General features: G+C 65.8%; 13 protein-coding genes and 1 pseudogene. 8 read left to right on the forward strand and 6 right to left on the reverse strand.

What is annotated here, in order from left to right; all coding sequences use genetic code 11:
- Positions 1 to 34 precede the first annotated feature (34 nt).
- Together J2S53_RS04400 and J2S53_RS04405 are read left to right on the forward strand one after the other, a co-directional pair.
- Complete coding sequence (locus tag J2S53_RS04400) at positions 35 to 1,315, forward strand: tyrosine-type recombinase/integrase (protein ID WP_456239867.1); 1,281 nt, start codon at positions 35 to 37, stop codon at positions 1,313 to 1,315.
- 256 nt (positions 1,316 to 1,571) lie between these two features.
- Positions 1,572 to 2,510 (forward strand): SDR family oxidoreductase, encoded by a 939-nt coding sequence (locus J2S53_RS04405; RefSeq protein WP_456239868.1) that lies wholly within the window; start codon positions 1,572 to 1,574, stop codon positions 2,508 to 2,510.
- A gap of 512 nt (positions 2,511 to 3,022) precedes the next feature.
- Here the strand turns inward: J2S53_RS04405 and J2S53_RS04410 are convergent.
- Entirely contained in the window at positions 3,023 to 4,555 is a 1,533-nt protein-coding gene (locus J2S53_RS04410; protein WP_456239869.1) for an AMP-binding protein, read from the reverse strand.
- A gap of 196 nt (positions 4,556 to 4,751) precedes the next feature.
- On the opposite strand from J2S53_RS04410, the gene J2S53_RS04415 reads away from it, so the two are divergent.
- The 4 genes from J2S53_RS04415 to J2S53_RS04430 all read left to right on the forward strand — a co-directional run bounded on the left by J2S53_RS04415 (position 4,752) and on the right by J2S53_RS04430 (position 9,305).
- Complete coding sequence (locus tag J2S53_RS04415; RefSeq protein ID WP_456239870.1) at positions 4,752 to 5,687, forward strand: DUF389 domain-containing protein; 936 nt, start codon at positions 4,752 to 4,754, stop codon at positions 5,685 to 5,687.
- Between the two features lie 197 nt (positions 5,688 to 5,884).
- Positions 5,885 to 6,928 carry an amidohydrolase family protein gene (locus tag J2S53_RS04420; protein ID WP_456239871.1) on the forward strand — a complete coding sequence of 348 codons (1,044 nt, stop codon included), beginning with the start codon at positions 5,885 to 5,887 and terminating at the stop codon, positions 6,926 to 6,928.
- Positions 6,921 to 8,156 (forward strand): kynureninase, encoded by a 1,236-nt coding sequence (gene kynU, locus J2S53_RS04425; protein ID WP_456239872.1) that lies wholly within the window; start codon positions 6,921 to 6,923, stop codon positions 8,154 to 8,156. The genes J2S53_RS04420 and kynU overlap by 8 nt, the downstream gene beginning before the upstream one ends.
- 216 nt (positions 8,157 to 8,372) lie before the next feature.
- On the forward strand, positions 8,373 to 9,305 hold the full coding sequence (locus J2S53_RS04430) for a CPBP family intramembrane glutamic endopeptidase (protein ID WP_456239873.1): 933 nt from the start codon (positions 8,373 to 8,375) through the stop codon (positions 9,303 to 9,305).
- An 85-nt stretch (positions 9,306 to 9,390) separates the two neighbouring features.
- Here J2S53_RS04430 and J2S53_RS04435 read toward each other — a convergent pair whose 3' ends face one another.
- The 4 genes and pseudogenes from J2S53_RS04435 to J2S53_RS04450 all read right to left on the reverse strand — a co-directional run bounded on the left by J2S53_RS04435 (position 9,391) and on the right by J2S53_RS04450 (position 15,655).
- A complete protein-coding gene (locus tag J2S53_RS04435; protein WP_456239874.1) occupies positions 9,391 to 11,256 on the reverse strand; it encodes a glycoside hydrolase family 3 protein in 1,866 nt (621 codons plus the stop codon).
- Between the two features lie 200 nt (positions 11,257 to 11,456).
- Positions 11,457 to 11,813 (reverse strand): annotated as a pseudogene (locus J2S53_RS04440) (LacI family DNA-binding transcriptional regulator); the annotation flags it as partial.
- 194 nt (positions 11,814 to 12,007) lie between these two features.
- Positions 12,008 to 14,818: a beta-L-arabinofuranosidase domain-containing protein gene (locus J2S53_RS04445; protein ID WP_456239875.1), complete on the reverse strand. Its 2,811-nt coding sequence runs from the start codon at positions 14,816 to 14,818 to the stop codon at positions 12,008 to 12,010.
- A 147-nt stretch (positions 14,819 to 14,965) separates the two neighbouring features.
- The gene (locus tag J2S53_RS04450; RefSeq protein ID WP_456239876.1) at positions 14,966 to 15,655 is read right to left on the reverse strand and encodes a GH12 family glycosyl hydrolase domain-containing protein; all 690 of its coding nucleotides are present in this window, start codon (positions 15,653 to 15,655) and stop codon (positions 14,966 to 14,968) included.
- A gap of 429 nt (positions 15,656 to 16,084) precedes the next feature.
- On the opposite strand from J2S53_RS04450, the gene J2S53_RS04455 reads away from it, so the two are divergent.
- Positions 16,085 to 19,087: a glycoside hydrolase family 3 C-terminal domain-containing protein gene (locus J2S53_RS04455; RefSeq protein WP_456239877.1), complete on the forward strand. Its 3,003-nt coding sequence runs from the start codon at positions 16,085 to 16,087 to the stop codon at positions 19,085 to 19,087.
- 347 nt (positions 19,088 to 19,434) lie between these two features.
- Positions 19,435 to 20,439, forward strand: a complete 1,005-nt coding sequence (locus tag J2S53_RS04460; RefSeq protein ID WP_456239878.1) for a LacI family DNA-binding transcriptional regulator — start codon at positions 19,435 to 19,437, stop codon at positions 20,437 to 20,439.
- Between the two features lie 185 nt (positions 20,440 to 20,624).
- Here the strand turns inward: J2S53_RS04460 and J2S53_RS04465 are convergent, their stop codons facing one another.
- Positions 20,625 to 21,374, reverse strand: a complete 750-nt coding sequence (locus tag J2S53_RS04465) for a methyltransferase (RefSeq protein ID WP_456239879.1) — start codon at positions 21,372 to 21,374, stop codon at positions 20,625 to 20,627.
- Positions 21,375 to 21,437: the final 63 nt, after the last annotated feature.

The following is a 21,437-nucleotide window of genomic DNA, read 5'->3' on the forward strand; positions in this document are numbered from 1 at the left end:
CCTGGATGGGACGTGCCACAGGAGGATTCGAAAGATGAAAATGACTAAGAACAGCCCGCTGGAGCGAGCCGCATCGAGGGCACCGAAAACTGGGCACCCCCATGAGCCGTGGCCCGGCGCCGAACAACCGGTGCGACTGCTGGCCGCCATCGCCGACTGGCTGGCCGGTTACGGCAATGTCGCCACCCGCCGCACCTACGCCACCGGCCTCGGCTTGCCCGCGGGACCCGAGGAACTGGCCGACTGGGCCGCCGCGGAATCAGGCCCACCCGGTTGGGGCGCCACGGTGGATGCCTATGCTGCCGTCCTCGGCCTCGACCCGCGGACACCGACTCCGGCGAGGACCACCCGACGCCCTCCGCCCGCGGCTCCGGGAAAACTGCGCGAGCTGCACTGGCTGCGGTGGTGCGCCGCTCACCGGATCGATCCCCTGTCCGCCCACAGTGCCCACGTCAAAGCCTGGCTGGACGAACTGGTCACCGCCGAGGCGGCCCGCACCACACGCGAACGCATGCTCGCCACCCTCAAAGCCCTCTACGCACACCTCGCCGAAACCGGTTTGACCAGCGGTAACCCGGCAGCGCTCAACCGTCGCCGCCTCGGGCTGTCCGGAAACCGCGAGACCGGCCACGCGCTGAACCTCACCGTGGAGCAGGTGCGCGCGCTCTACACCGCCGCGGCCACTCCTCGACGCGGCGCCTCCCCACAGGACACCGCCCGCGCCACGACCGTGGTCGCCCTGCTGACCCTGGGGCTGCGCGTCAGCGAGATGTGCGCTCTCAACCGCTCCGACCTGCACACCACACGCGGTCGCCGCGCGCTGCGCGTCCCCGGCAAGGGCGACAAACCCCGCATCGTCTACCTACCCGAGAGCGTCGAGACCACCCTGACCGACTACCTGCACACCCGCGACGCCACCCAGCAGAGCAACCGCCCCGCCCCACGCGGCCAGACCAGCTCCGGTCCCCAACCTCTGATCAGTACTCGCAGCGGGCGTCGGTGCACCCGCCAGGGGCTGTGGCAGCTGCTGCGCAGACTGGCGGGAGCCAGCCCCGAACTGCGCGAGATCGCCGAAGCGCTCCACCCTCACGCGCTGCGCCACTTCTACGTCACCACCGCCGTCGAATCCGGCGCCGCTCTCGCCGATGTCCAGGCCGACCTCGGTCACACCAGCATCGCCACCACCCAGAGCGTCTACAACCACGCGGCCCGCCATCCCGAGCGCAGTGCCGCCGACCTCGTCGCCACCACCCTGCAATCGACCACCGAGGTCACCGACCCTACGACGGAACCGGATGAGGCCGAAGAGGACTGACAAATGCAGGTGAAACTCCACGAGGCAATAAAGTCACGGTGACGGATATGCGGATCTTCGGCGACGCCGAGTTTTCGAGTCGTTGATGTTGGGTGGTGAAGTCTTGTTCGTCGTACCGGGTATCTGAGACAGCCCCGGTCAGCGTTTCGTCTATTCGAGGTGCGTCACCGGGACATGTTCAAAATGTGCGCGAGGGGTTCCTGCAACGAGATGGGACTCGAAGAAGATAGTCGTGGGTATTTGGTAAGCCTGGATCATGAACTTTCCCTTGGCAGGACATGTTGCCCTCGTTGCCGGCGGCACCCGTGGTGGTGGACGTGGTATCGCGACCGAACTCGGTGCCGCCGGTGCCACGGTATACGTCACCGGCCGCAGCACTCGCGCCGGCGAATCCGATCTGGGCCGTCCCGAAACGATCGAGGACACCGCCGAGTACGTCACCGCCGCCGGCGGCACGGGTATCGCTGTGCAGTGTGACCACGCGGATGCCCACCAGGCGAAGAACCTGATCAACCGCATCAACGCCGAGCAGGATGGTCGCCTGGATATCCTCGTCAACGATGTGTGGGGCGGCGACGCACTGGTGCATTGGACGCCGCTGTGGCAACACCCGCTCGAAGACGGCCTGACCCTGCTGCATCGCGCGATCGACACACACCTGATCACCAGTCACTTCGCGCTGCCGCTGATGACCGCTGGCCGCGCCGACCTGGTCGTCGAGGTCACCGACGGCGACGAAGCCACCAACGCGCTGTTTCCCGACGGCTACCGCGGCAGCCCGTTTTTCGACCTCGCCAAAACAAGCGTGATCCGACTGGCCCGAATCCAAGCCGCGGAACTACGCAAGCATGGTGTCGCCGCTGTCGCGCTGACCCCCGGTTTCCTGCGTTCGGAAGCCGTGCTCGAACACCTCGGCGTTACCGAACGCACCTGGCGTGACGGGATCGGTAAAGACCCGCATTTCGCCTATTCGGAAACACCGGCCTTCCTCGGCCGCGCTGTGGTCGCCCTCGCCACGGATCCCGACGTGTTGTCCAAGACCGGACAGTCACTGGCAACGTGGGATCTGGCGGAAGAATACGGATTCACCGACACGGACGGCAGCCAACCACACTGGGGCCGCTACTTCCGCCACACACTCGCACCTCAACTCGACACCATCGTCGGCGAACTCACACAAGACCCTGTTCAATGAGGGATACGCTTACGGAGGCGTCCTGCCGAGGTCGAAGCGGCTGTTCATGGTCGGTCTGGATGCGCCGTGCATGGTTATGTGGGCCCGGATCAACGCGGAAAGCGCGGTAGTCCTCGCTGTTCAACGTCGCGGGCCTTGCGGATCCGGCATGAACTACCCGGGATGTTGGTCGTTGGAATGAATCGGCTGGATCGTGTTGAGGGAAAGAACCGAGGACAAGTGCGGGTGGGCATCGGTATACAGCTGTCCGTGCGCCGAGTGGCATTCGTCCTGGAAGACGATGCGAGGACTCGCTGTGAAGCGAATCGTTCGGTGATGGGCGGGCTGATCCAGCGAGCTTGCCGCCCATCGGGGCGTGGTTGTGGTCCGAAAAGAAGTCGAAATCGGAGTGTGGCTCGCCCGCTACCGTCGCTGAGTTCGGGAGAGGTATTCCTGAAACGCTGAGCCGAGGCACGCAAGCACACGCCCTCAGCCTGTCGAACCACGTTCGAACATAACGATGCCCTGCCGGGTCACTCCTCCGTCCAGAACGGAGCCCGCAGTTTGAACTTCTGGAGTTTACCTGTTGCGGTACGCGAGAGCTCGTCGCGGAACTCGACCGACGTGGGGGCCTTGTAGCCGGCAGCCCGCTGCTTGCACCAGGCGATCAGTTCGCCTTCGGTCGGCTCCTCGGCCTCGGGAGTCAGCACCACGAGTGCCTTGATGGTCTCGCCCCACTTGTCGCTGGGAACGCCGATGACAGCGACCTCCGAGACCGCGGGGTGTGAGAAAAGAACGTCCTCCACCTCGATCGAGGAGACGTTCTCGCCTCCGGTGATGATGACGTCCTTCTTGCGGTCGCTGATCGTGAGATAACCGTCCTCACCGATGGTGCCGCCGTCGCCGGTGTGGAACCAACCGTCCCGCAGCACCGCGGCGGTCTCCTCGGGCTGCTGCCAGTAGCTGTCGAGCACGACGTTGGAGCGGGCCAGGATCTCCCCTTCGTTGTCCTCCTCGGTGGAGACCCCCAGCCGTACACCCAGTGCGGGAGCACCGGCCCTGACGAGCTTGGCGGCCCGCTCCTCGGTGGCGAGATCGTCCCACTCGGAGCGGGAGCGGTTGATGGTCAGCAGCGGGGAGGTCTCGGTGAGCCCGTAGATCTGGACGAATTCCCAACCGAGCTCCTCCTCCACTCGCGCGACCGTCCTGGTGGGAGGCGGCGCACCGGCCACGATGATCCGAACGCTGCCGCGGCCGGGAATCTGCCCCTCCCAGTCGCGGGCCGCGTCGAGCACGGCCGCGACGACGGCCGGGGCCGCGCACATGACGGTGACCCCGTGGTCACGGACACGCCGCAGAATCTCTGCTCCGTCGACCTTGCGCAGCACGACCTGCTTGATGCCGAGCCCGGTGGTGGCGAACGGCATCCCCCACCCGTTCGCATGGAACATCGGCAGGGTGTGCAGGTACACGTCGCGGTCGGTCAAACCCGCGTGCAGCCCGAACGTCAGCGCGTTGACCCAGATGTTGCGGTGGGTGATCTGCACGCCCTTCGGGCGAGCCGTCGTGCCGGAGGTGTAGTTGATGCAGGCGGTGGCGTTCTCGTCCGGTTGCCAGGCACGTGGTTCGGCACCGGCCGGTGCGTACAGGTCCTCGTCCTGGCCCAGCGTGTAGCGATGCTCGGCCGTCACCGCCCCGAGTTCCTCTTCGAGGGCCGGATCCACGTACAGCGCTCGCGCGCCGGAGTGCTCGACGATGTAGCGCACCTCGTCGGGGCGCAACCGGAAATTGATGGGGACGAGCACCCGACCCGTTCCCGCCACACCGAAGAAGGAGGTGAGCAGCCGCGCGCTGTTGTGACTGACAACGGCAACCCGCTCTCCCACTCCGATGCCGAGTTCATCGAGATGAGCGGCCTGCCGTGCCGCCAGCCCCGCGAATTCACGATAGGTCAGCTCACCGAGGGACGGTGCCGGCTGGTCGGGTTCGTCGACGACACCGACGCGGTCGGCGTAGACCTGCGCGGCACGATCGATGAAGTCGGAGACGCTGAACGGAACGAACACGGGGCCTCCAGATCACAGTAGCCCGCAACTGTACGAGTCGTGACGCCGCATCTTATACGAAACGTTTGGTTCCATCCACAGCTTGTCGGCGCGAGTCGGTGAGACCTTCGAGGAAGGGGCCGGATCGCGACCTCGGTACTCGAATCGCCGTGTGCCGATCGGTGCGAAGCACAGCGACAGCGGACAGACTGGACCAATGCTGCACCTGCGCGTGGTGTGCCCGTGCGAACACACCGACTCGGTGATCGACCTGCTGAGCACCGACTCCGGCATCGCGCACCTGGTCGTCGTCCGCGGGGTGGCCGTCCGGCCCGCCGGAGACCTGATCGAGGCAGCGATCGCCCGGGAGAGTGCCGAACACGTGCTCGACCAGCTCACCTCGCTCGGGGTGAGCCACAGCGGTGAAATCAGTCTGCACAATATCGACACACTGTTGTCCCGCACCGCCGACAGCGTCGAGGCAGCCACCCCCGGCCAACCCGCCGACGCCGTGATCTGGGAAGAACTGGTGGCGACCACCGGTGAGGAATCCCGGCTCAACGGGACCTTCCTGGCGTTTCTCACCCTGGCCTGCTTGCTGGCCGCTGTCGGTGTGCTCACCGACTCGGCCATCACCATCGTTGGTGCCATGGTCGTCAGCCCCGACTTCGGCCCGCTGGCCGCACTCGCCGTAGCCACCATCGGTAATCGCCGCGACCTGGCAACCCGGGCAGGCGTCGCGCTCGGCGTCGGCTACCCCGTCGCGATCCTCGTCACCGTCGTGCTGGCCGTTCTGGGACGTGTGGTCGGTATTTTCGACACCGCCGAACTCGGCCGGCTACACACGGCATCCTTCATCTATCACATCGGCCCCTACTCGATCATCATCGCACTGCTCGCCGGTACCGCGGGCATGCTCGCGCTGACTTCCGAGAAATCCGGCATCCTCATCGGGGTGTTCATCTCGGTGACGACCGTGCCCGCCGCCGGTTTCGCCGCACTCGCCGCCGTCGCCGGCCACTGGGTCCACTGCGGCGAGGCCATGCTGCAGCTGCTGATCAATCTGGGCGGTATCACCGTGGCAGGCGTCCTCACCCTGCTCGTTCGCCAGCATCGTGTACTCCCCGACACGCCCCGAAACGCCCCCCGGTAGGAAGTTCCCACCGGCCGCGGAACTTTCTCACCGCCGGACAGGACTTTTCGTGCCGGAAACTGTCGAAATCGTAACTGTCCGACGTACCCTTACCGGGTCCATCAGAGTCACGTCGAGCACAGCGACATCGCCGGAAAGCACCCGACCCGGATCGTCGGAACGTGTGTGATCCGCGACGAGCCCGCCGTCGGAGGTACATGACCGAGTACTGCTGGTTGCTCGCCGATTCCGCCTGGTGGGGGCAGGACACGTGGTGGGGGCGCTGCGCGCTGCCGCTGCACGACGGCCTCCCCGCCGGACCACCACGCGCGAGGGAGCAGGTGCCGGCTTCGGCGCGGGCAACGTATCTTCCCGGGACGTTGCTGCCGGGACTTCACGACGCGCACGTGCACTCCGGGCTGGTCGAGCTGCGCGAGGTTCGAGCCGGCGGAATCGCGCGAGTCGACGACCTCGGCAGCAGCCCGAGCCGGATCGCCGAACTGCTCGCCCACGAGGACTCGTCCCTGCCGGTCTGCCGGTTCGCCGGGGCGATGCTCACCGCCCCCGGCGGCTATCCGAGCAGGCGGGGCTGGGCACAGCCGGACCTCTACCGCCAGGTGGCCTCCGAACGCGACGCACGCCTCGCCGTGGCCGAACAGCGGGATCTCGGTGCGAACTCGATCAAAATCACCCTGCACACCCGTGCCGGGCCGGTACTGGGGGACGACGTGTTGCGGGTGCTCGTGGACACCGCTCACGACAACGACCTCTACGTCGTCGCGCACACCGAAGGAGCCGATACGTTCTCGACGGCATTGCTGCACGGTGTCGACCGGCTCGCCCACGTCCCGTGGACCGAACGGATCGGCGAGACGGCACTGGCCGCGGCCCGCGACATGATTTGGATCAGCACGCTGGACATCCACGGCTACGGCCACCGCACGGCAGAGCTCGAGTGCGCGCAGGACAACCTGCGTCGTTTCCGGGAGCACGGGGGCACGGTGCGCTACGGAACCGATCTGGGCAACGGCCCACTGCCACTCGGCGTCAACGCTCGCGAGGTCGCGGCGTTGCAACAAGCCGGCATGTCGGTCGATGACGTGCTGCTGGCCATGACCGACCCGGATCTGTCCGCACCACCGTGCGTCATCCCCGAAGGCCTGGATTCCGACCCGACCGCGTTGGCGACGGCGCTGTCGACTGCCCAGGTGGTGCGACTGACCGACGAGGAGCATCCCGGGAAGAGGCGCGCTCATGACTGACCGGACGGATTTCGCGGCCAAAGCACGCGAGCTCGACGAGGCCGACCCGCTCGGCGACTACCCGGACCGCTTCCTGCCGACCGACGACGACATCGTCGCCTACTTCGACGGAAACTCATTGGGACGCCCTCCCGCAGTGTCCGCCGAGCGCATGGACCACTTCGTTCGCCACCAGTGGCGAGCACGACTGATCCGGGGGTGGGACGACGAGTGGCTCGACTGGCCCACCGCTGTCGGAGATCGACTCGGCAAAGCTGTGCTGGGGGCCGCACCCGGCCAGCTGGTGGTGGCCGACTCGACGACCGTGCTGTTGTACAAACTGGCACGAGCCGCGCTGCGTGCTCGTCCCGAACGTCGGGAGATCCTGCTGGACACCGACAACTTCCCCACCGACCGCTATGTCGTCGAAGGCATCGCCGACGAACACGGACTGACCCTGCGGTGGATCGAGACCGATCCGGACGCGGGTATCACACCCGACCAGGTCGCGAACGCGATCGGTCCGAACACGGCACTGGCCGTGTTCAGCCACGTGGCCTATCGCTCCGGCTATCTCGCCAACGCCGCGGCCATAACGCGACTCGCGCACGAAACCGGAGCGCTCGTGCTCTGGGATCTGAGCCACTCGGCGGGATCGGTGCCCGTCGAACTCGACAACTGGGGCGTGGATTTCGCCGTCGGATGTGGTTACAAATATCTCAATGGTGGTCCCGGCGCACCGGCTTTCGCGTACGTGAACGATCGCCACCAGCACGCGCTCCACCAACCTGTCCAGGGGTGGATGGGGCACCGTCACCCCTTCACGATGGGACCCGGCCACGAGCCTGCCCCGAACATTCGGAGCGTGCTCAGCGGTACGCCACCCATACTGGGGATGGTGCCGTTACTGACCGGGTTGGAGCTGGTCGAGCAGGCGGGCATCAACGCGATACGAGCGAAGTCGCTGCTGCTGAGCGATTTCGCACTGGAGCTCGCCGATGCCTGGCTGCCACCACTGGGAGTACGGTTCGCATCGCCGCGTGAGCATTCTCGGCGGGGCGGACACATCACGCTGTGCCGCGGCGACTTCGACGTGATCAACGAAGAGCTGCGTCGGCGCGGCGTCGTTCCCGATTTTCGTGCCCCGGACGGGATCCGCATCGGACTGTCACCGTTGAGCACCCGATTCACCGAGGTGCACACGGGTATGGCCACGCTCGCAGAGGTCGCCGCGGAGCGGCACGGATGACCCCGTTCCGCCGCAGCGAAGAGTGATCTCGGGACGGCTCCCGGCACACCCGTCTTGGCACCACGGGAAATCTCGTATGGCGGCGCGGAGAACCGACCCGTACTCGACCCCGGCTGTGGTGATGCGCTGTGGGTCCGCGATCACTTTGCACGCTTCGCCGAACCGGGAGGCAGCGCTGGATCGGAAAGAAGGGACAAGACGGTAATGCACCCACCGATGGGGGATTCCGACACCGTCGACGACGATGACGTACGAACTCCGTCGGCCACGAGGAGGACAGCACGAGCGCTGACGGTGTGCGGACTCGCTTTGCTGGTGGCCGCCCCGCTGTGGCTGCTGCTTACCGGGCACACCAGCTTTCGAGGCTCGGCGGACGAAGGTGCGCCTCCCATGACGCTGTGGCAGGCGATGCTGCCGCCACTGGTCGGTATCGTACTGACACGGCTGGTGCCACTCCGGATATCGGTAACCGATCCGCTCTCGCGGTCCCGACACGCATCGGTGGTCCGGGATATGTGGGTGGTTCTGGTAACGGCTATCGCGTTTCCCACCGTGATGGCCGTGCTGCCCGCCGGCATATCCCGTGGATTGTGGTACGCGGTATTGAAAGTCCTGCTGTTCCTCGTGGTGCCGCTTGTCGCCTTCCGGCTGCTCCGAGGGGCGGAGCAGCCCACCTCAGCGATCGCGGTCCGAGTGCCCCGGTTGCGTTGGCTGGCCCCGCTGCCTGCTGTCCTGGCGTGGTTCTATCTGTCGCGAATCAGCCCACTGGCTCCGCCGCCCTACCCTGCCGCCGCGTTGCCGGACCCGGTGACTCTGGCGATGGCCTCGCTGGTGACGCTGCTCACCGCCGGTGTTCTCGAGGAGATCTTCTACCGTGGTTTCCTGCAGACCAGGCTGGAGAGCCTGGTCGGGCGCTGGCCCGCGATCATGGTGGCATCACTGCTGTTCGCCGCGATGCACCTGCCAACCCACCTGCACTCGGGATCGGTGGTCACCGGACTGGCCACGGTGCTGGTCTACCAAGGACTGTTCGGCGTGCTCTGCGGCTACCTGTGGTCCCGGTACCGCAACATCTGGATCGTCATCGCGGTTCACATCGTTGTGAATCTCGCCTATGTGGATCTACTGCTCGGCTGGCTCGGTCGCTGAGTTGAACCGAAAAATGCCGTGTGGAAACGGCGTTCCGGCCCGGAGTTGGACCATCGGGCCGGAACGCCGGGTCGATCACGGCTTTCTAGTCGCGATAACTGAGCCCGTAGCCGTAGGGATAAAGCGGATCCTTACCGTCTCCCCGGTTGATCGGTTGTTGCTCGAACGAGCGCATCCAGGTCATCGGAAGTTCGCCCGTGGGCTCGTACTCGCCGAACAGCACGTCGGCCACACCACCACCCTGGGTTCCGGGGAGCCAGGAGGCCAGCAGCGCGTCCCAGTTACCGACCTCGGAGGCGATGTCCATGGGACGGCCCGAGGCGAGCACGACGATCACGGGCACCCCGGAGGAGCGCAGCTTGGCGATGGTGCTCAGATCCTCCTGGGAGAGTTCGAGCCCGTTGGGGCGGTCGCCCTGGTACTCGGCGTAGGGTTTCTCCCCCACGACCGCGATCGCGGCGTCGTAACTGCCATTGATCCCGTCACCGTGACGGTTGTAAGTCACCGAGGAGTCCGAGACCTCGCGAATCCCCTCCAGGATCGTGGTTCCCTCGGTGATGTCACCGCTGGATCCCTGCCAGGAGATCGTCCAACCGCCACTCTGGTTTCCGATGTCGTCGGCATTGGAACCGGCCACGAACAGATTGTCCGTTCCCGAGGACAACGGCAGCACACCCTCGTTCTTGAGCAGCACCTGCGATTCGCGCACCGCCTGACGTGCCAGTTCACGATGCTCGTCGCTTCCCACCGTCGACAGCAGATCACGCTGGGCGTACGGGTGCTCGAACAACCGAAGCTCGAACTTCTTGGTCAACACTCGGCGGGTGGCGTCGTTGATACGCTGCATCGAAATGCGGCCGGACTCCACTTCCTGTCGCAGGTGGCCCAGGAACTTCTCGTGGTCCTTGGACAGCATGATCATGTCCAGGCCCGCGTTGACGGAACGCCGCACCTCGGAGGCAGTGAGCGTGCTGTCGTTGCCGTCGAGCTGGTGAATCGCGTTGTAATCGGACAGCACGATGCCGTCGAAACCGAGCTCACCCTTGAGCACGTCGTTGATCAGATATTCGTGTTCGTGCAGCTTGGCGCCGTTCCAGCTGCTGTAGGAAACCATCACCGATCCCACATCGCGTTCGACGGCCTTGCGGAATGGCGGCAGATGGATCCGACGCAGTTCCTGCTCGCTGAGCTGGGTGTTTCCCTGGTCGACCCCACCGGTCGTTCCGCCGTCACCCACGTAGTGCTTGGCCGTAGCCATGATCGAGGTCGGGTCCCCGCCCAGGGCGGCGCCCTGATAGCCGGTGATCTCGCTGCTCATCGCCGAGGCCAGTTCCGGGGTCTCCCCGAAGGACTCGTAGGTCCTGCCCCAGCGGTCGTCCCGAGCCACGCACAGGCACGGTGAGAACGTCCAGTCGACACCCGTGGCCGCCACCTCTTCGGCGGTCGCGGCACCGATCCGGCGTACCAGCTCGGGGTCGCGCGTGGCACCGAGGCCGATGTTGTGCGGAAAGATCGTGGCTCCCCGCACGTTGTTGTGCCCGTGCACGGCATCGACGCCGTACAGAATCGGAACCCCCAGCGGGGTGTCGAGCGCGGCACTTTGATATCGGTCGTACATGTCTGCCCACGCCTCGGGCGTGTTGGGGCTCGGTGCGGATCCGCCCCCACTGAGCACGGAACCGATCCGGAGTTCGGCGACCTCGGCGGGACTGGCCGCACCCCGCGTGATCTGAACCATCTGTCCCAGTTTGTCCTGCAAGGACATGCGTGACATCAGTTCGTCGACCCGGTCCGGCACGGGCATCCGCGGATGGTGCGGGTGAGGGTCGTGGTGATGCGTGGTGTGCGCCGCGGCGGGGGCAAGCGCGCCGGCCAGCAGCGTGACCACTGCCATGCCCGCCACCGCGGGCAGCGATCGCCGAAGGCGGCGACCGGTCGCTCGATGCGACATGAAGGCTCCTCACAGGAACGTGAACGATTCGGGTTGCACGCTCGTAGCATGCGCGTGAGCGCTCCCAATACCAATCGGCCGGTCGTCGTCACCGGCACTGCTCCACCCGGAGTTGTTCCCGACCTGTTCGACGGGCCGGTCGTCGTGCCTTCGCTGCACAACGTGAACTGAACAGTCAGTACTACCGCCCGGAGGTCTCCCACGGACTGCCTGATGGCGTCCTTGTCGACATCGCGCACGCTTGCGACGCTGACGAAGTACCCGGCGCGCCGGGCAGCCTGTTCTATGCCGTACAGCGTACTGGCGGGACCGTGGACAGTGGTGGTGAAACTGACGACGCCTATGACCTTCGTTCGCCGTGTCACCAGCGCACGAGCGGCCGAGTTCGGACGGTAGTCGAGCTGCTCGATCGCGGCGAGGATCCGACTTCGGGTTGCCGGTGACACCGAGGGGTGCTCATTGAGCACCCGGGAGACCGTCTGGTGGGACACCCCCGCCAGTCGGGCGACATCGGCCATCACGGCCGGACGCTGCGGTGAGGTGCCGTTCCGGGGCATTCCCAACCTCCACGGTGGCGGTGCCGGATCGACGGTACCGCTCACCGCGGGGTCGTTCCCCTGTGTGGCCGCAATCGATCCTCGCGCGTTCCGAGGGGCGCTCGCGACGGGAGAACGACCTCACCGGGAAAAACCGGTTCCAGTTCCCCGCACTGGGGTCCGCTACCGGGGTCGGCGGTGGACCCCGGCGCGGCTCAGCCGTCGAAACGCGCCTCGGCCGCGGTCGAGACGATCCGTCCCCGCTCGGAGTCGGTGAACACCCCGTCCTGCTGCCAACGTCGGGAAACACGGGCAACGCGGCTGGTGAACTCACCCCTGTTCTCGAACGGCGCCGCTGACCAGATCTCGTCGAGGAAGGTGACACCATCCGAGGAACCGCGGTTGGGCACACCGGAGTCCACCGAGTCGAACACGATTCGCGGCTCCTGCCTGCGAAAGTAGGCGTGGTAGGAGTCCTTCGTGCCCTCGAAGAACGGAGCCAGCTCCACCCCTTCGAGCAGGAAGTGCAGTGGTTTGTCCGGCAATTCGGTCAACGCTGGCGACAGATCCCCGGACAGCCGCGCCGTGTCGTACAACGTGAACCGAAGGAATTCGGAGCGTTCGTCCCGCGCCACGAGGTTGAGTGGCCCGTACATCAGGTTCTGCACCGTCGGATCGTCAGGCGTGCCTTCCGCGCGCAGTTGGAACGGAAGTTCCACGTCGACAGTGTCGCCGGTTCGCCATTGCCGCGAGAGGACGGCGTAGCCCCGCTCACCGGCCTCGACCGGCTGGCGGAGCCCGTTGATCCGGACGACGAAACCGGGCCCCACCCATTCCGGAACACGCAAATGCAGTTCGAACCGCGCCGAACCGGTCACCCGCAACCTGCTGTGCTGCTCATACGGAAAGCTCGTGACCTGCTCGATCGTCACTTCCCCGGAGCTCCACCGCAGTGTCGAAGGCAAGTAGAGGTTCACGTAGAGCGCGCTTCGATCCTCACGTGTGAAATAGATCGAGTCCTGGTACTTCGTCGCGTTTTCCAGGCCCGTCCCCTCACAACACGTGGTGCCGTTCTTGGGAGTGAAGTCACGGATCGCTCCGGGGCCGAGTCCGACGAAGTAGGTGGTCAACGGTTTCTCGGGGTCGTCGCCGTCGCGTTTGGAGCCGAGGATCTGGTTGAACAGAGCGCGCTCGTAGTACTCGGCGTAACCGCGTTCGCCCTCCCACCGGAACAACGAGCGTGTCAGTTTGAGCATGTTGTAGGCGCAACACGTCTCGGCGGCGTCGGGGCTCAACAGCTGGGCCACCCGCCCACGAGGATGGAAGAACTCGCCCTCACCGGTTCCTCCGATCCCGAACATCCTGGTGGGTACCACCATGCCCCAGAAGTTGCGTGCGGCCCGCAGATAGCGCTGCTCGCCCGTTCGTTCGTACAGCAGCACCAGGCCGGTCAGGATCGGGATGTGCTGGTTGGCGTGCTTGCCATCGAGAACATCCGTGTTGTGTGCACAGGCGTCGATGAACGACTCCAGATTGAAGTACCGGGCGAGCCGCAGATGGCGCGGTTCACGGGTGTGTTCGTGGGTACGCAGGATCGCCTCGACGACACCGCCGTACTCCCCACTGGAGAAGAGACTCCACATCCGCTGGCGATCGGCCTCGGTCAACTCGCTCAGGCGTGAGTACATCCAGTCGCACATCCCGGAGGCCAGATCGAGCGCGCGCCGGTCTCCGGTGGTTTCGTAGGCGTCCAGTAGTCCCTGCAGGATTTTGTGCGCGGTGTAGTACGGCGCCCACACCACGGGATAGCTGCTGCTGGTCAGCGATTCGAGCCGGATGAACTGGGTCTCCGGGTAGGCGGCCAGGAAACCGGGGTGACTGGGTTTTCCCCAGGTTCGGGCGTAGGTGGCGTGCCGGTGGGCGCCAGAGCGGTCGTGCAGTACGGTTCCGCCCCGCTCCCGGCACGGGTACGAGAATCGGTCGCCGGGACCGGCGGTGCTCGCTGCCGCTTCGGTGTGCTGGAGTTGTTCGATCTGTTGCGGAGTCAGCACGCTCGACCACAGGTTGAGGTCGGCGTAGCCGCCGGAGTGGACGGGATCGTCGTAGTGTGACCGGCCGAGCCAGCAGTGCGCGAGGCTGCCGAGCTCGGCCGGGGTAAACGACAGCTCCGCGTTGCGGCCTACCTCCTTGCCGTTGACATAGAGCGCACCGGAGCCCTCGGAGAGGCTCAGAGCGACGTGGCTCCACTCCCCCACCGGGAGCGGCTCGGAACCGACGATCTGTTCCTCGCTGCCGCCACTTGCCCGGGTGATAGCGAACCGCGGTACGCCGCTACTGTCCCGCGTGGTGAGGAAGAGGTTCGTGTCGGTGTCGTTGCCGAAGTCGAAGATTCGGGTCCACTCGTCGGCGGTCGCCGGGCGAACCCATCCCGCGAAGGTCATGGCCCGTAGTTCGTTGACCGTTTCGGGGGGAACATCGAAGTACAGGCAGGACCCGCGCCGGACCTCGACGGCGCGGGCGAGCGGACCGGCCGCGCCGCGGATGGTCGGCTCCCGATTCAGCGCCTGGCGGCACTCGTGCAGTGCGGCGACCATCGTGGTCAGCTTGCGGTGGAACACCGCTTCCCCGGTGCCGGCGTGTGCCTGGGACAGCATCGTCATGAAGTGCCCGGCGAAATGACCTCGCAGATTGCCGTTGCCCTGCCCCTCCAGGCTTTCCCAACCCTCTGGTGCGACAGCGCCGTGGGTGGGTAGGTCCGCGTTCGCGCGGAAGGCCAACAACAGCCGGTTCTCGTCGTAGCCGCGTGCGAAATCCAGCATTCGAGCACGTTTCCGAGCGAACAGACCACGCCCGAGCCGCACCTCGGACAGGGAGAACCCCCGTAACGGTGGCTCGGCGCTCGCCGTTTCGGTTCGCGTTGTCGCGGAGACGGCGGCATCGGAAGAGGCGGTGGAAGTCAGGAGGGAAAGGGACGCCGAGGCTGCCCCGATACGGAGAGCGTTTCGACGGTTGAAGTGGCGTGCCATGGGGTTTTCCTGCCGTCGGAGTGGAACTGAGCATCAGGCAGCGGTCGCACGAAGTCGTCTTGGCACAAACACGAAGCGAGTCCCGTGGTGAGGAGGGCTCGTGCGACGAGCGGTGCCTCCCCGCCATGGGATGTACGCCGCGATTTCTCAGCCGGGCGTCACCGAGTAGTCATTGGTTACGAAATCCAGTCCATCGTTGGAGCTGGTGATCTCGAAACCGAACTGGACCTCGCCCACCGACGCCTCGGCGTCCAGCCATCCCCGTTCGACGATCCAGGCCATCACCGAGTCGATGTCCACGGTGGCCGTGGTCGTATCTGCCTGCCGAACGAAGGAGAACACCTCGTTGGAGCCATTGGATCCCCGGTGCACGTTCCAGGTGTGGCCCCCGACGTCCACGGTGGCCACCCGGGAACCGATCGGGCCCACGTCACCGTGCTGATTCATCCAGAGCATGATCTCGTAGCTGTGGTCGTCGACCCAGATGTCGTAGGCGGTGGCATACGCCCCGGAACTCGGGACCGTTACATCGAATTCGCTGGTCAGATCGCCGAGATCGCTGATGGGGCTGTCGATGCTCCTGGCCGAGTGCGGATAGGACTTGACCCCACCGGTGTCGGGGTGGTTGGCCCACACTCCCCAGTTTCCGGGGGAGTTCGCCCAGATCGACTGGGGCCCTACTCCGCTTCCCCACACGTTGTTGCGCACGGTGTAGGCATCGTCGGACCAGGTGGCGAACTTGGCCGAGGATCCCCAGGTTGCGGCATGGGCGGTGGTGGTCAGGCCGAGGGTGGCGAGAACGGCCACACACGTGACGGCCACTCGGGACAGTCGCATGCTGTTTCTCCAGTGCTGTCGCCGGTTGTCGTTTCGGACGCGAAGGCGACGCACGCCCGCGGCGATCATGGAAGGCAGGGATCCGAAGATGTGTCCCGGCCCGGGATGTAGCGGAGTTCTCTCACCGACTACGAACCTTTTCGCGCGGTAGTGCTGTCGGAGCGTCCGTCGATGACCTCAACAGTGCGGATCGTCGAAGCGCATCGATTAATCCAACAGAAACGACGCTAGTTCAGTATGGCGCATCACACAAGACAGCACTCGGGAAGCATTTGGAGGAAGGGCGCATTCCTGCAAAAAGAGCTGTTGACCTGCAGGCGTCTTGGTGTCACAGTTCCCGTTATCGTTTTTGTCGTGTAAGCGAAGCCGTCGAAAATTAGTCGAATCGCTTCGATGTATTTCGATATTTTCGGGAAGTGGGTTGCGTCCATGCGTTCCGTTCCGCCCCAACTGCTCTCCCGCCGCCGCGTGTTGTCCCTGGTCGCCGGTCTCGCCGCCGGATCCGCGCTGGCAGGGAGTGAGGGGCACGGCGCCTCGGCCGAGCCGGTCGGTACATCCGGGTTCCGTGACTCCGCCCTTGCTCGAGGAACACGGATCGAGGACCTGCTGAGCAGGCTGACCCTCGATGAGAAGGTCGCCATGCTGCACCAGTACCAACCTGCCGTTCCCCGGCTGGGTATCACGGCGTTCAAAACCGGTACCGAGGCGCTGCACGGCCTCGCCTGGTCGAACGACAGAGCGGCGGACGGCGCGGTGGTCACCGCGACGGCCACGGTGTTCCCGCAGGCCATCGGGCTGGCCAGCACGTGGGATCCCGACCTGATCGAACGGGTCGGTGCGGCCGTGGGCACCGAAGCACGGGGATATCACGCCGAGTCCCCCGACATCTGGGGACTACAACTGTGGGCACCGACGGTGAACCTACTACGTGACCCGAGGTGGGGCCGCAACGAGGAAGGCTACTCCGAGGACCCGTACCTCACCGGTGCGATCGCCACCGCCTACGGGCGCGGTATCCAGGGTGATGATCCCGATCGGATACGTGCCGCACCGGTACTCAAGCACTATCTGGCCAACAACAACGAGGTCCATCGGCACACCACCTCCTCGATGCTGCCGCCGCGGGTCAGACACGAGTACTACGAGGCCGCTTTCCGGCAGACCTTGTCGGCGGACGCCGCCACCGGGGTGATGTCGGCCTACAACCTGGTCAACGGTAGGCCGATGACTGTCCACCACGACATCGACGAGGTGGTGCGGGGCTGGGCACGACGAACGCTGTGCAATGTCACCGACGCGGGGGGGCCGAACAACCTCACCGGTGCACAGGACTACTACGCGAGCCAACCGGAGGCCAACGCGGCGATTCTGAAGGCCGGGCTGGACAGTTTCACCGTCGACGGCACCGATTCCGGCAAGACCATCGCCGCGGTCAAGACCGCGCTCGAACGGGAGCTGCTCTCCGAGAACGACGTGGACGAGGCCGTCCGCCACATACTGGACATGCGGTTCCGCCTCGGCGAGTTCGATCCATACGGTGGGCCGTACGGCCGGATCGACAAGCGGGTCGTGGACAGCCCCGCCCATCGGGCGTTGGCCAGAAGAACCGCGACCGAGGCGATCGTGCTGCTGAAGAACGACCGGGACGCGTTACCACTGGACCGACACCGAGTACGACGCGTCGCGGTGATCGGCCAGCTCAGCGAGACGCTCTACACCGACTGGTACTCCGCCGATCTGCCCTACGAGGTGACTCCGCTCAGCGGCGTCACCGCCGCGCTCGGGCCGAACACCACCGTCTCCTCGACCGAAGGGGTCGACAGGATCGCACTGCGAACACCGGACGGCAGCTACGTGACCGCGGTGGCAGGCGAGGAACCGCTGGCGGTCACCACGGAGTCCGACGCGGCGACGCGGTTCGACGTGTTCGGTTGGGGCGAGGGGATCGTGACACTGCGCGCTGCATCCAACGGCAAGTACGTCTCGTTCGGCGAGAACAGCACCCTGGTCAACAACGCCGAGCAGCCCAACGGCTGGTACGTGCGGCAGCAGTTCGAGTTGATCGACCACGACGGGGGATGCGTGCTGCGGTACGCGGGCAACGACACCGAGGAGTCGTGGTTCGGGGACAGCACCTACGTCGTCGTCGACGGGGAAGGGCGGTTGCGTGTCACGGCCTCCTCACCGGTCGCGGCGACCACCTTCACCCGCGAAGTGGTACGAAGCGGCAGCGATGCCGCCGTCGAAGCCGCCACCGGCGCCGACGTGGCGATCGTCGTGGCGGGCAGCATGCCGTTCATCAACGGACGGGAGAACGACGACCGCCAGGACATGAACCTGGCTCCGACGCAGCAAGTGGTGCTGGAACGGGTGTACCGGGCCAATCCGCACACCGTGCTGGTGCTGCAGAACAGCTATCCCACCACGATCACCTGGGCCCAGGACAACGTGCCCGCCATCGTGTGGACCACGCACGCCGGTGCGGAAACGGGCAACGCGCTGGCCGATGTGCTCTTCGGCGCGGCCAACCCCGCAGGGCGGCTCACCCAGACCTGGCCTCGCTCCACCGAAGACCTCGCCGACATCCTCGACTACGACATCGTCAAGGCCGAACGCACCTACCAGTACTCCACCGCGACACCGCTGTATCCCTTCGGGCACGGCCTGTCCTACACCTCCTTCGACTACACCGCGGCGCGCACGAGCGCCCCGGTGATCCACACCGACGGCGAGGTAAGCGTCAGTGTCACGGTCGGCAACACCGGGCGACGTGCCGGCGACGAGGTGGTGCAGCTCTACACGCACCAGCGGGAGTCCCGCGATCCACAGCCCCGGAAGCGGTTACGCGCCTTCCGCAGAGTCAGTCTGGCGGCGGGTGAACGTCGGACCGTGACTTTCACGCTACGTGCCACCGATCTCGCGCATTGGGACGTCACCAGGGAGAAGTGGGTGGTCGAAGCGGCGACGCACGACCTGATGCTCGGTGCTTCCAGCACCGACGTCCGCGGGCGACTCGCGCTGCGGGTGTTGGGCGAGAACATCCCCCCGCGGAATCCGTACCATCGGACCAAGGCCGTCAACTTCGACGACTATTCGAACATCACGCTCAACGACCGAACGAAACAGCACCGCACCACGGTCACTGCCTCGGTTGAAGGTGGCTGGATCCACTTCCGCGATGTCGACCTCGCGGCGGGTGCGAACGCGATCACCGCGCTGGTGGCCAACGGCTCCGCGAACACCGCGCGCGTGCGCGTACGACTCGACGGCCCTGAGGGGAGACGGCTCGGGACCTTGCGCGTTCCGCCCACCGGCGGTGAACACGCCTACCGAACGGTGCGGTCCCGGCTGGCGCGGGTACACGGCCGTCACGATCTCTGCCTGGTTTTCGAGAGCGGGGTCGGTCTCGCCGAGTTCCGACTCGAGGGGTGACGGGCCCGCGATGGCGCCCGCCTCGAGCCGTGGTGTTCAGGTGTCCGGAAACTCGACCACGAGTGCCGCCGGTTCGCTCCCGAGCACGGGTGGGTGCGGCGCGTTTTCGCACGAGACCGAGCCGTTCACGGTGAATCGCTTCGATCCGCACCGACGAATCGCACGAGGACGAAGGCGAGCACGTCGAGCGAAGTACGATGCCGGTGAGCGGTGTTGTCCCGACACGTTCTCCCACCGAGTGTGATTGTCGCCGAACGACAGCACTGCCGGTGCGCGAGCCGGTCCGGCCAGCGCCGTTCGGCACGATATCGTTCGATGCGATTCGACGCACCACGCCGGAGGACGAGATGGTCTCCATCGCCGACGTAGCCCGGGATGCGGGGGTTTCCTCCAGCACCGTGTCCTACGTGCTGTCCGGAAAGCGTTCGATCTCCTCGGAGACGCAGCGCCGGGTGGAGGCCAGCATTCACCGGCTCGGGTATCACCCCCACGCCGGGGCCCGTGCGCTGGCCAGCAGCCGCACCAGTGTGCTGGCACTGATCATGCCGCTGCGCACCGACATAGACGTTCCGGTTCTGATGGGGTTCGTCAACTCGGTGGTCACCACCGCCCGGAACTACGACTACGACGTGCTGCTGCTGACCAACGACGAGGGACCGTCCGGATTGCGGCGGGTCGCTGATTCGGCGATGGCCGACGCGTTGCTGCTGATGGACGTCGAGGACGAGGACTCCCGGGTACCGGTGTTGCAGTCGTTGTCCTGTCCGGGGGTGTTGATAGGGCTTCCGAACGACCCGGGTGACTTGTCCTGCGTGGATCTGGATTTCTCGGCCGCGGCGAAACGATGCGTTCGGCACCTGGCCGATCTCGGACACGAACAAGTCGCCCTGGTCGGTCCCTCACCCGTGGTATACGAACGCGGCACCAGCTTCGCGGGCCGGTTCCTGCGGGGATTCACCTCCGCCGCGCGGGAACGCGGACTGCACGCCACCAGCCAGGCGTGCTTACCCTCCTACGAGGGGGTGCGTGACTGCCTCGACAGGATTGTCACCGACCAGCCGCGGCTGACCGGTCTGGTGGTGCACAACGAAGCGGTACTCGACCCCTTGCTGTCCGAACTGCACAGCCGTGACATGCGGATTCCCGAGGACATCTCGGTGGTGGCGGTAACCCCCGACGAGATGGCCGCGAACCGCTCCGTGCCGCTGACCACGGTGTCGCTTCCTTCCGAAGAGATCGGAAGGATCGCCGTGGAGATGACGATGCGTGAACTCCAAGGAGTGCGGTCTCCCGAGGTTCGACTGCTCTCGCCTCGACTCACTCCCGCCCGAAGTACCGCGCAACGACACTGAGCGGCGCACCGTTCCGCACTGTCGGGGTGGTCAACGCTTACTGTCCGGTGCTCGTCGACGTCCGTTCGTTCACCGGGTGTAATCGGGGCCACCTCGGAGCCGCTGTCCGCGAGAAGCGGATATCCAAGCGGTGCGGCTCCGGCGGCCTAGAGGTGGATGCTCGGAGTCGCGCCCCTGGTGGCAGTTCACGAAACGACTTTCCGAACGAATCGGAAGAGATGGGTCACCACACCGTCCTGCCAGTCGTGCAGATCGCGGATTTCCGGGGCGAAGCCGTGTGCGAGGGCGTGACCCACGATGCCACGCAGGTCGGCGGTGGTGGAGGCGACGACGAAGACCTCACCACCGGGGGTCAGGATCTCGCGTTCGGCGAGCTGGGTGAAGAACCTCTCCAGCAGTGGTGCTCCCACGCACACGTTGCGCACGATGTCGGGATCATCGCTGATTGGCTGGCTCACCGCGGGGGGATTGAAGGTGACGACGTCGCTCTGGACTCCCTCGGGGAAGCCGTCGAAGACGTCGGCCACCACGGGCGTGAAGACCGGGGGCTCGGAAGACCCGACGTGCCGCTCGAAGTGGCGACCGGCGGTGGCCACGCTGTCGGGGTGCACATCCACGGCGTGGATCTCCCGCGCGCCGGCCAGTCCGGCCGCGACGGTTTCGACACCGAGTCCGACCTCCATCGCCACGTAGCGACGATCACGCACTTCGATCCTGCCGTCGAACAGCCGGTCATAAATCATCCGACTGGTATGCCCGGGCAGGAAAACACCCGGTGGCGCGTCGAAGCGCAACCCGTTCCACTCGTACTCGCGATGGGTGTGCAGGTCGGTTCCGGGCCGGTTCAGCTCGATGATCCGTTCGGCGGACAGCGGATCCGGAAGAGCATCGAGCAGTGCTTCCACTCGTGCTGCCTCGATCTGGGATTCAGCCATATTGAAAAAGATATTCGTTTCCATAGAGATGTCAACATCGCCTCTCCTGGAATCCTCCCCGCA

It is taken from the genome of Actinopolyspora lacussalsi (assembly GCA_030803735.1).
In the GTDB taxonomy this organism is placed as follows: domain Bacteria; phylum Actinomycetota; class Actinomycetes; order Mycobacteriales; family Pseudonocardiaceae; genus Actinopolyspora; species Actinopolyspora lacussalsi.

Excerpts from the sequence above, each read along its gene's own strand:
- J2S53_RS04400 (WP_456239867.1), top strand. The coding sequence starts at position 35 with ATGAAAATGACTAAGAACAGCCCGCTGGAGCGAGCCGCATCGAGGGCA.
- J2S53_RS04405 (WP_456239868.1), top strand. The coding sequence starts at position 1,572 with ATGAACTTTCCCTTGGCAGGACATGTTGCCCTCGTTGCCGGCGGCACC.
- J2S53_RS04415 (WP_456239870.1), top strand. The coding sequence starts at position 4,752 with ATGCTGCACCTGCGCGTGGTGTGCCCGTGCGAACACACCGACTCGGTG.
- J2S53_RS04420 (WP_456239871.1), top strand. The coding sequence starts at position 5,885 with ATGACCGAGTACTGCTGGTTGCTCGCCGATTCCGCCTGGTGGGGGCAG.
- kynU (WP_456239872.1), top strand. The coding sequence starts at position 6,921 with ATGACTGACCGGACGGATTTCGCGGCCAAAGCACGCGAGCTCGACGAG.
- J2S53_RS04430 (WP_456239873.1), top strand. The coding sequence starts at position 8,373 with ATGGGGGATTCCGACACCGTCGACGACGATGACGTACGAACTCCGTCG.
- J2S53_RS04435 (WP_456239874.1), bottom strand. The coding sequence starts at position 11,256 with ATGTCGCATCGAGCGACCGGTCGCCGCCTTCGGCGATCGCTGCCCGCG.
- J2S53_RS04445 (WP_456239875.1), bottom strand. The coding sequence starts at position 14,818 with ATGGCACGCCACTTCAACCGTCGAAACGCTCTCCGTATCGGGGCAGCC.
- J2S53_RS04450 (WP_456239876.1), bottom strand. The coding sequence starts at position 15,655 with ATGCGACTGTCCCGAGTGGCCGTCACGTGTGTGGCCGTTCTCGCCACC.
- J2S53_RS04455 (WP_456239877.1), top strand. The coding sequence starts at position 16,085 with ATGCGTTCCGTTCCGCCCCAACTGCTCTCCCGCCGCCGCGTGTTGTCC.
- J2S53_RS04460 (WP_456239878.1), top strand. The coding sequence starts at position 19,435 with ATGGTCTCCATCGCCGACGTAGCCCGGGATGCGGGGGTTTCCTCCAGC.
- J2S53_RS04465 (WP_456239879.1), bottom strand. The coding sequence starts at position 21,374 with ATGGCTGAATCCCAGATCGAGGCAGCACGAGTGGAAGCACTGCTCGAT.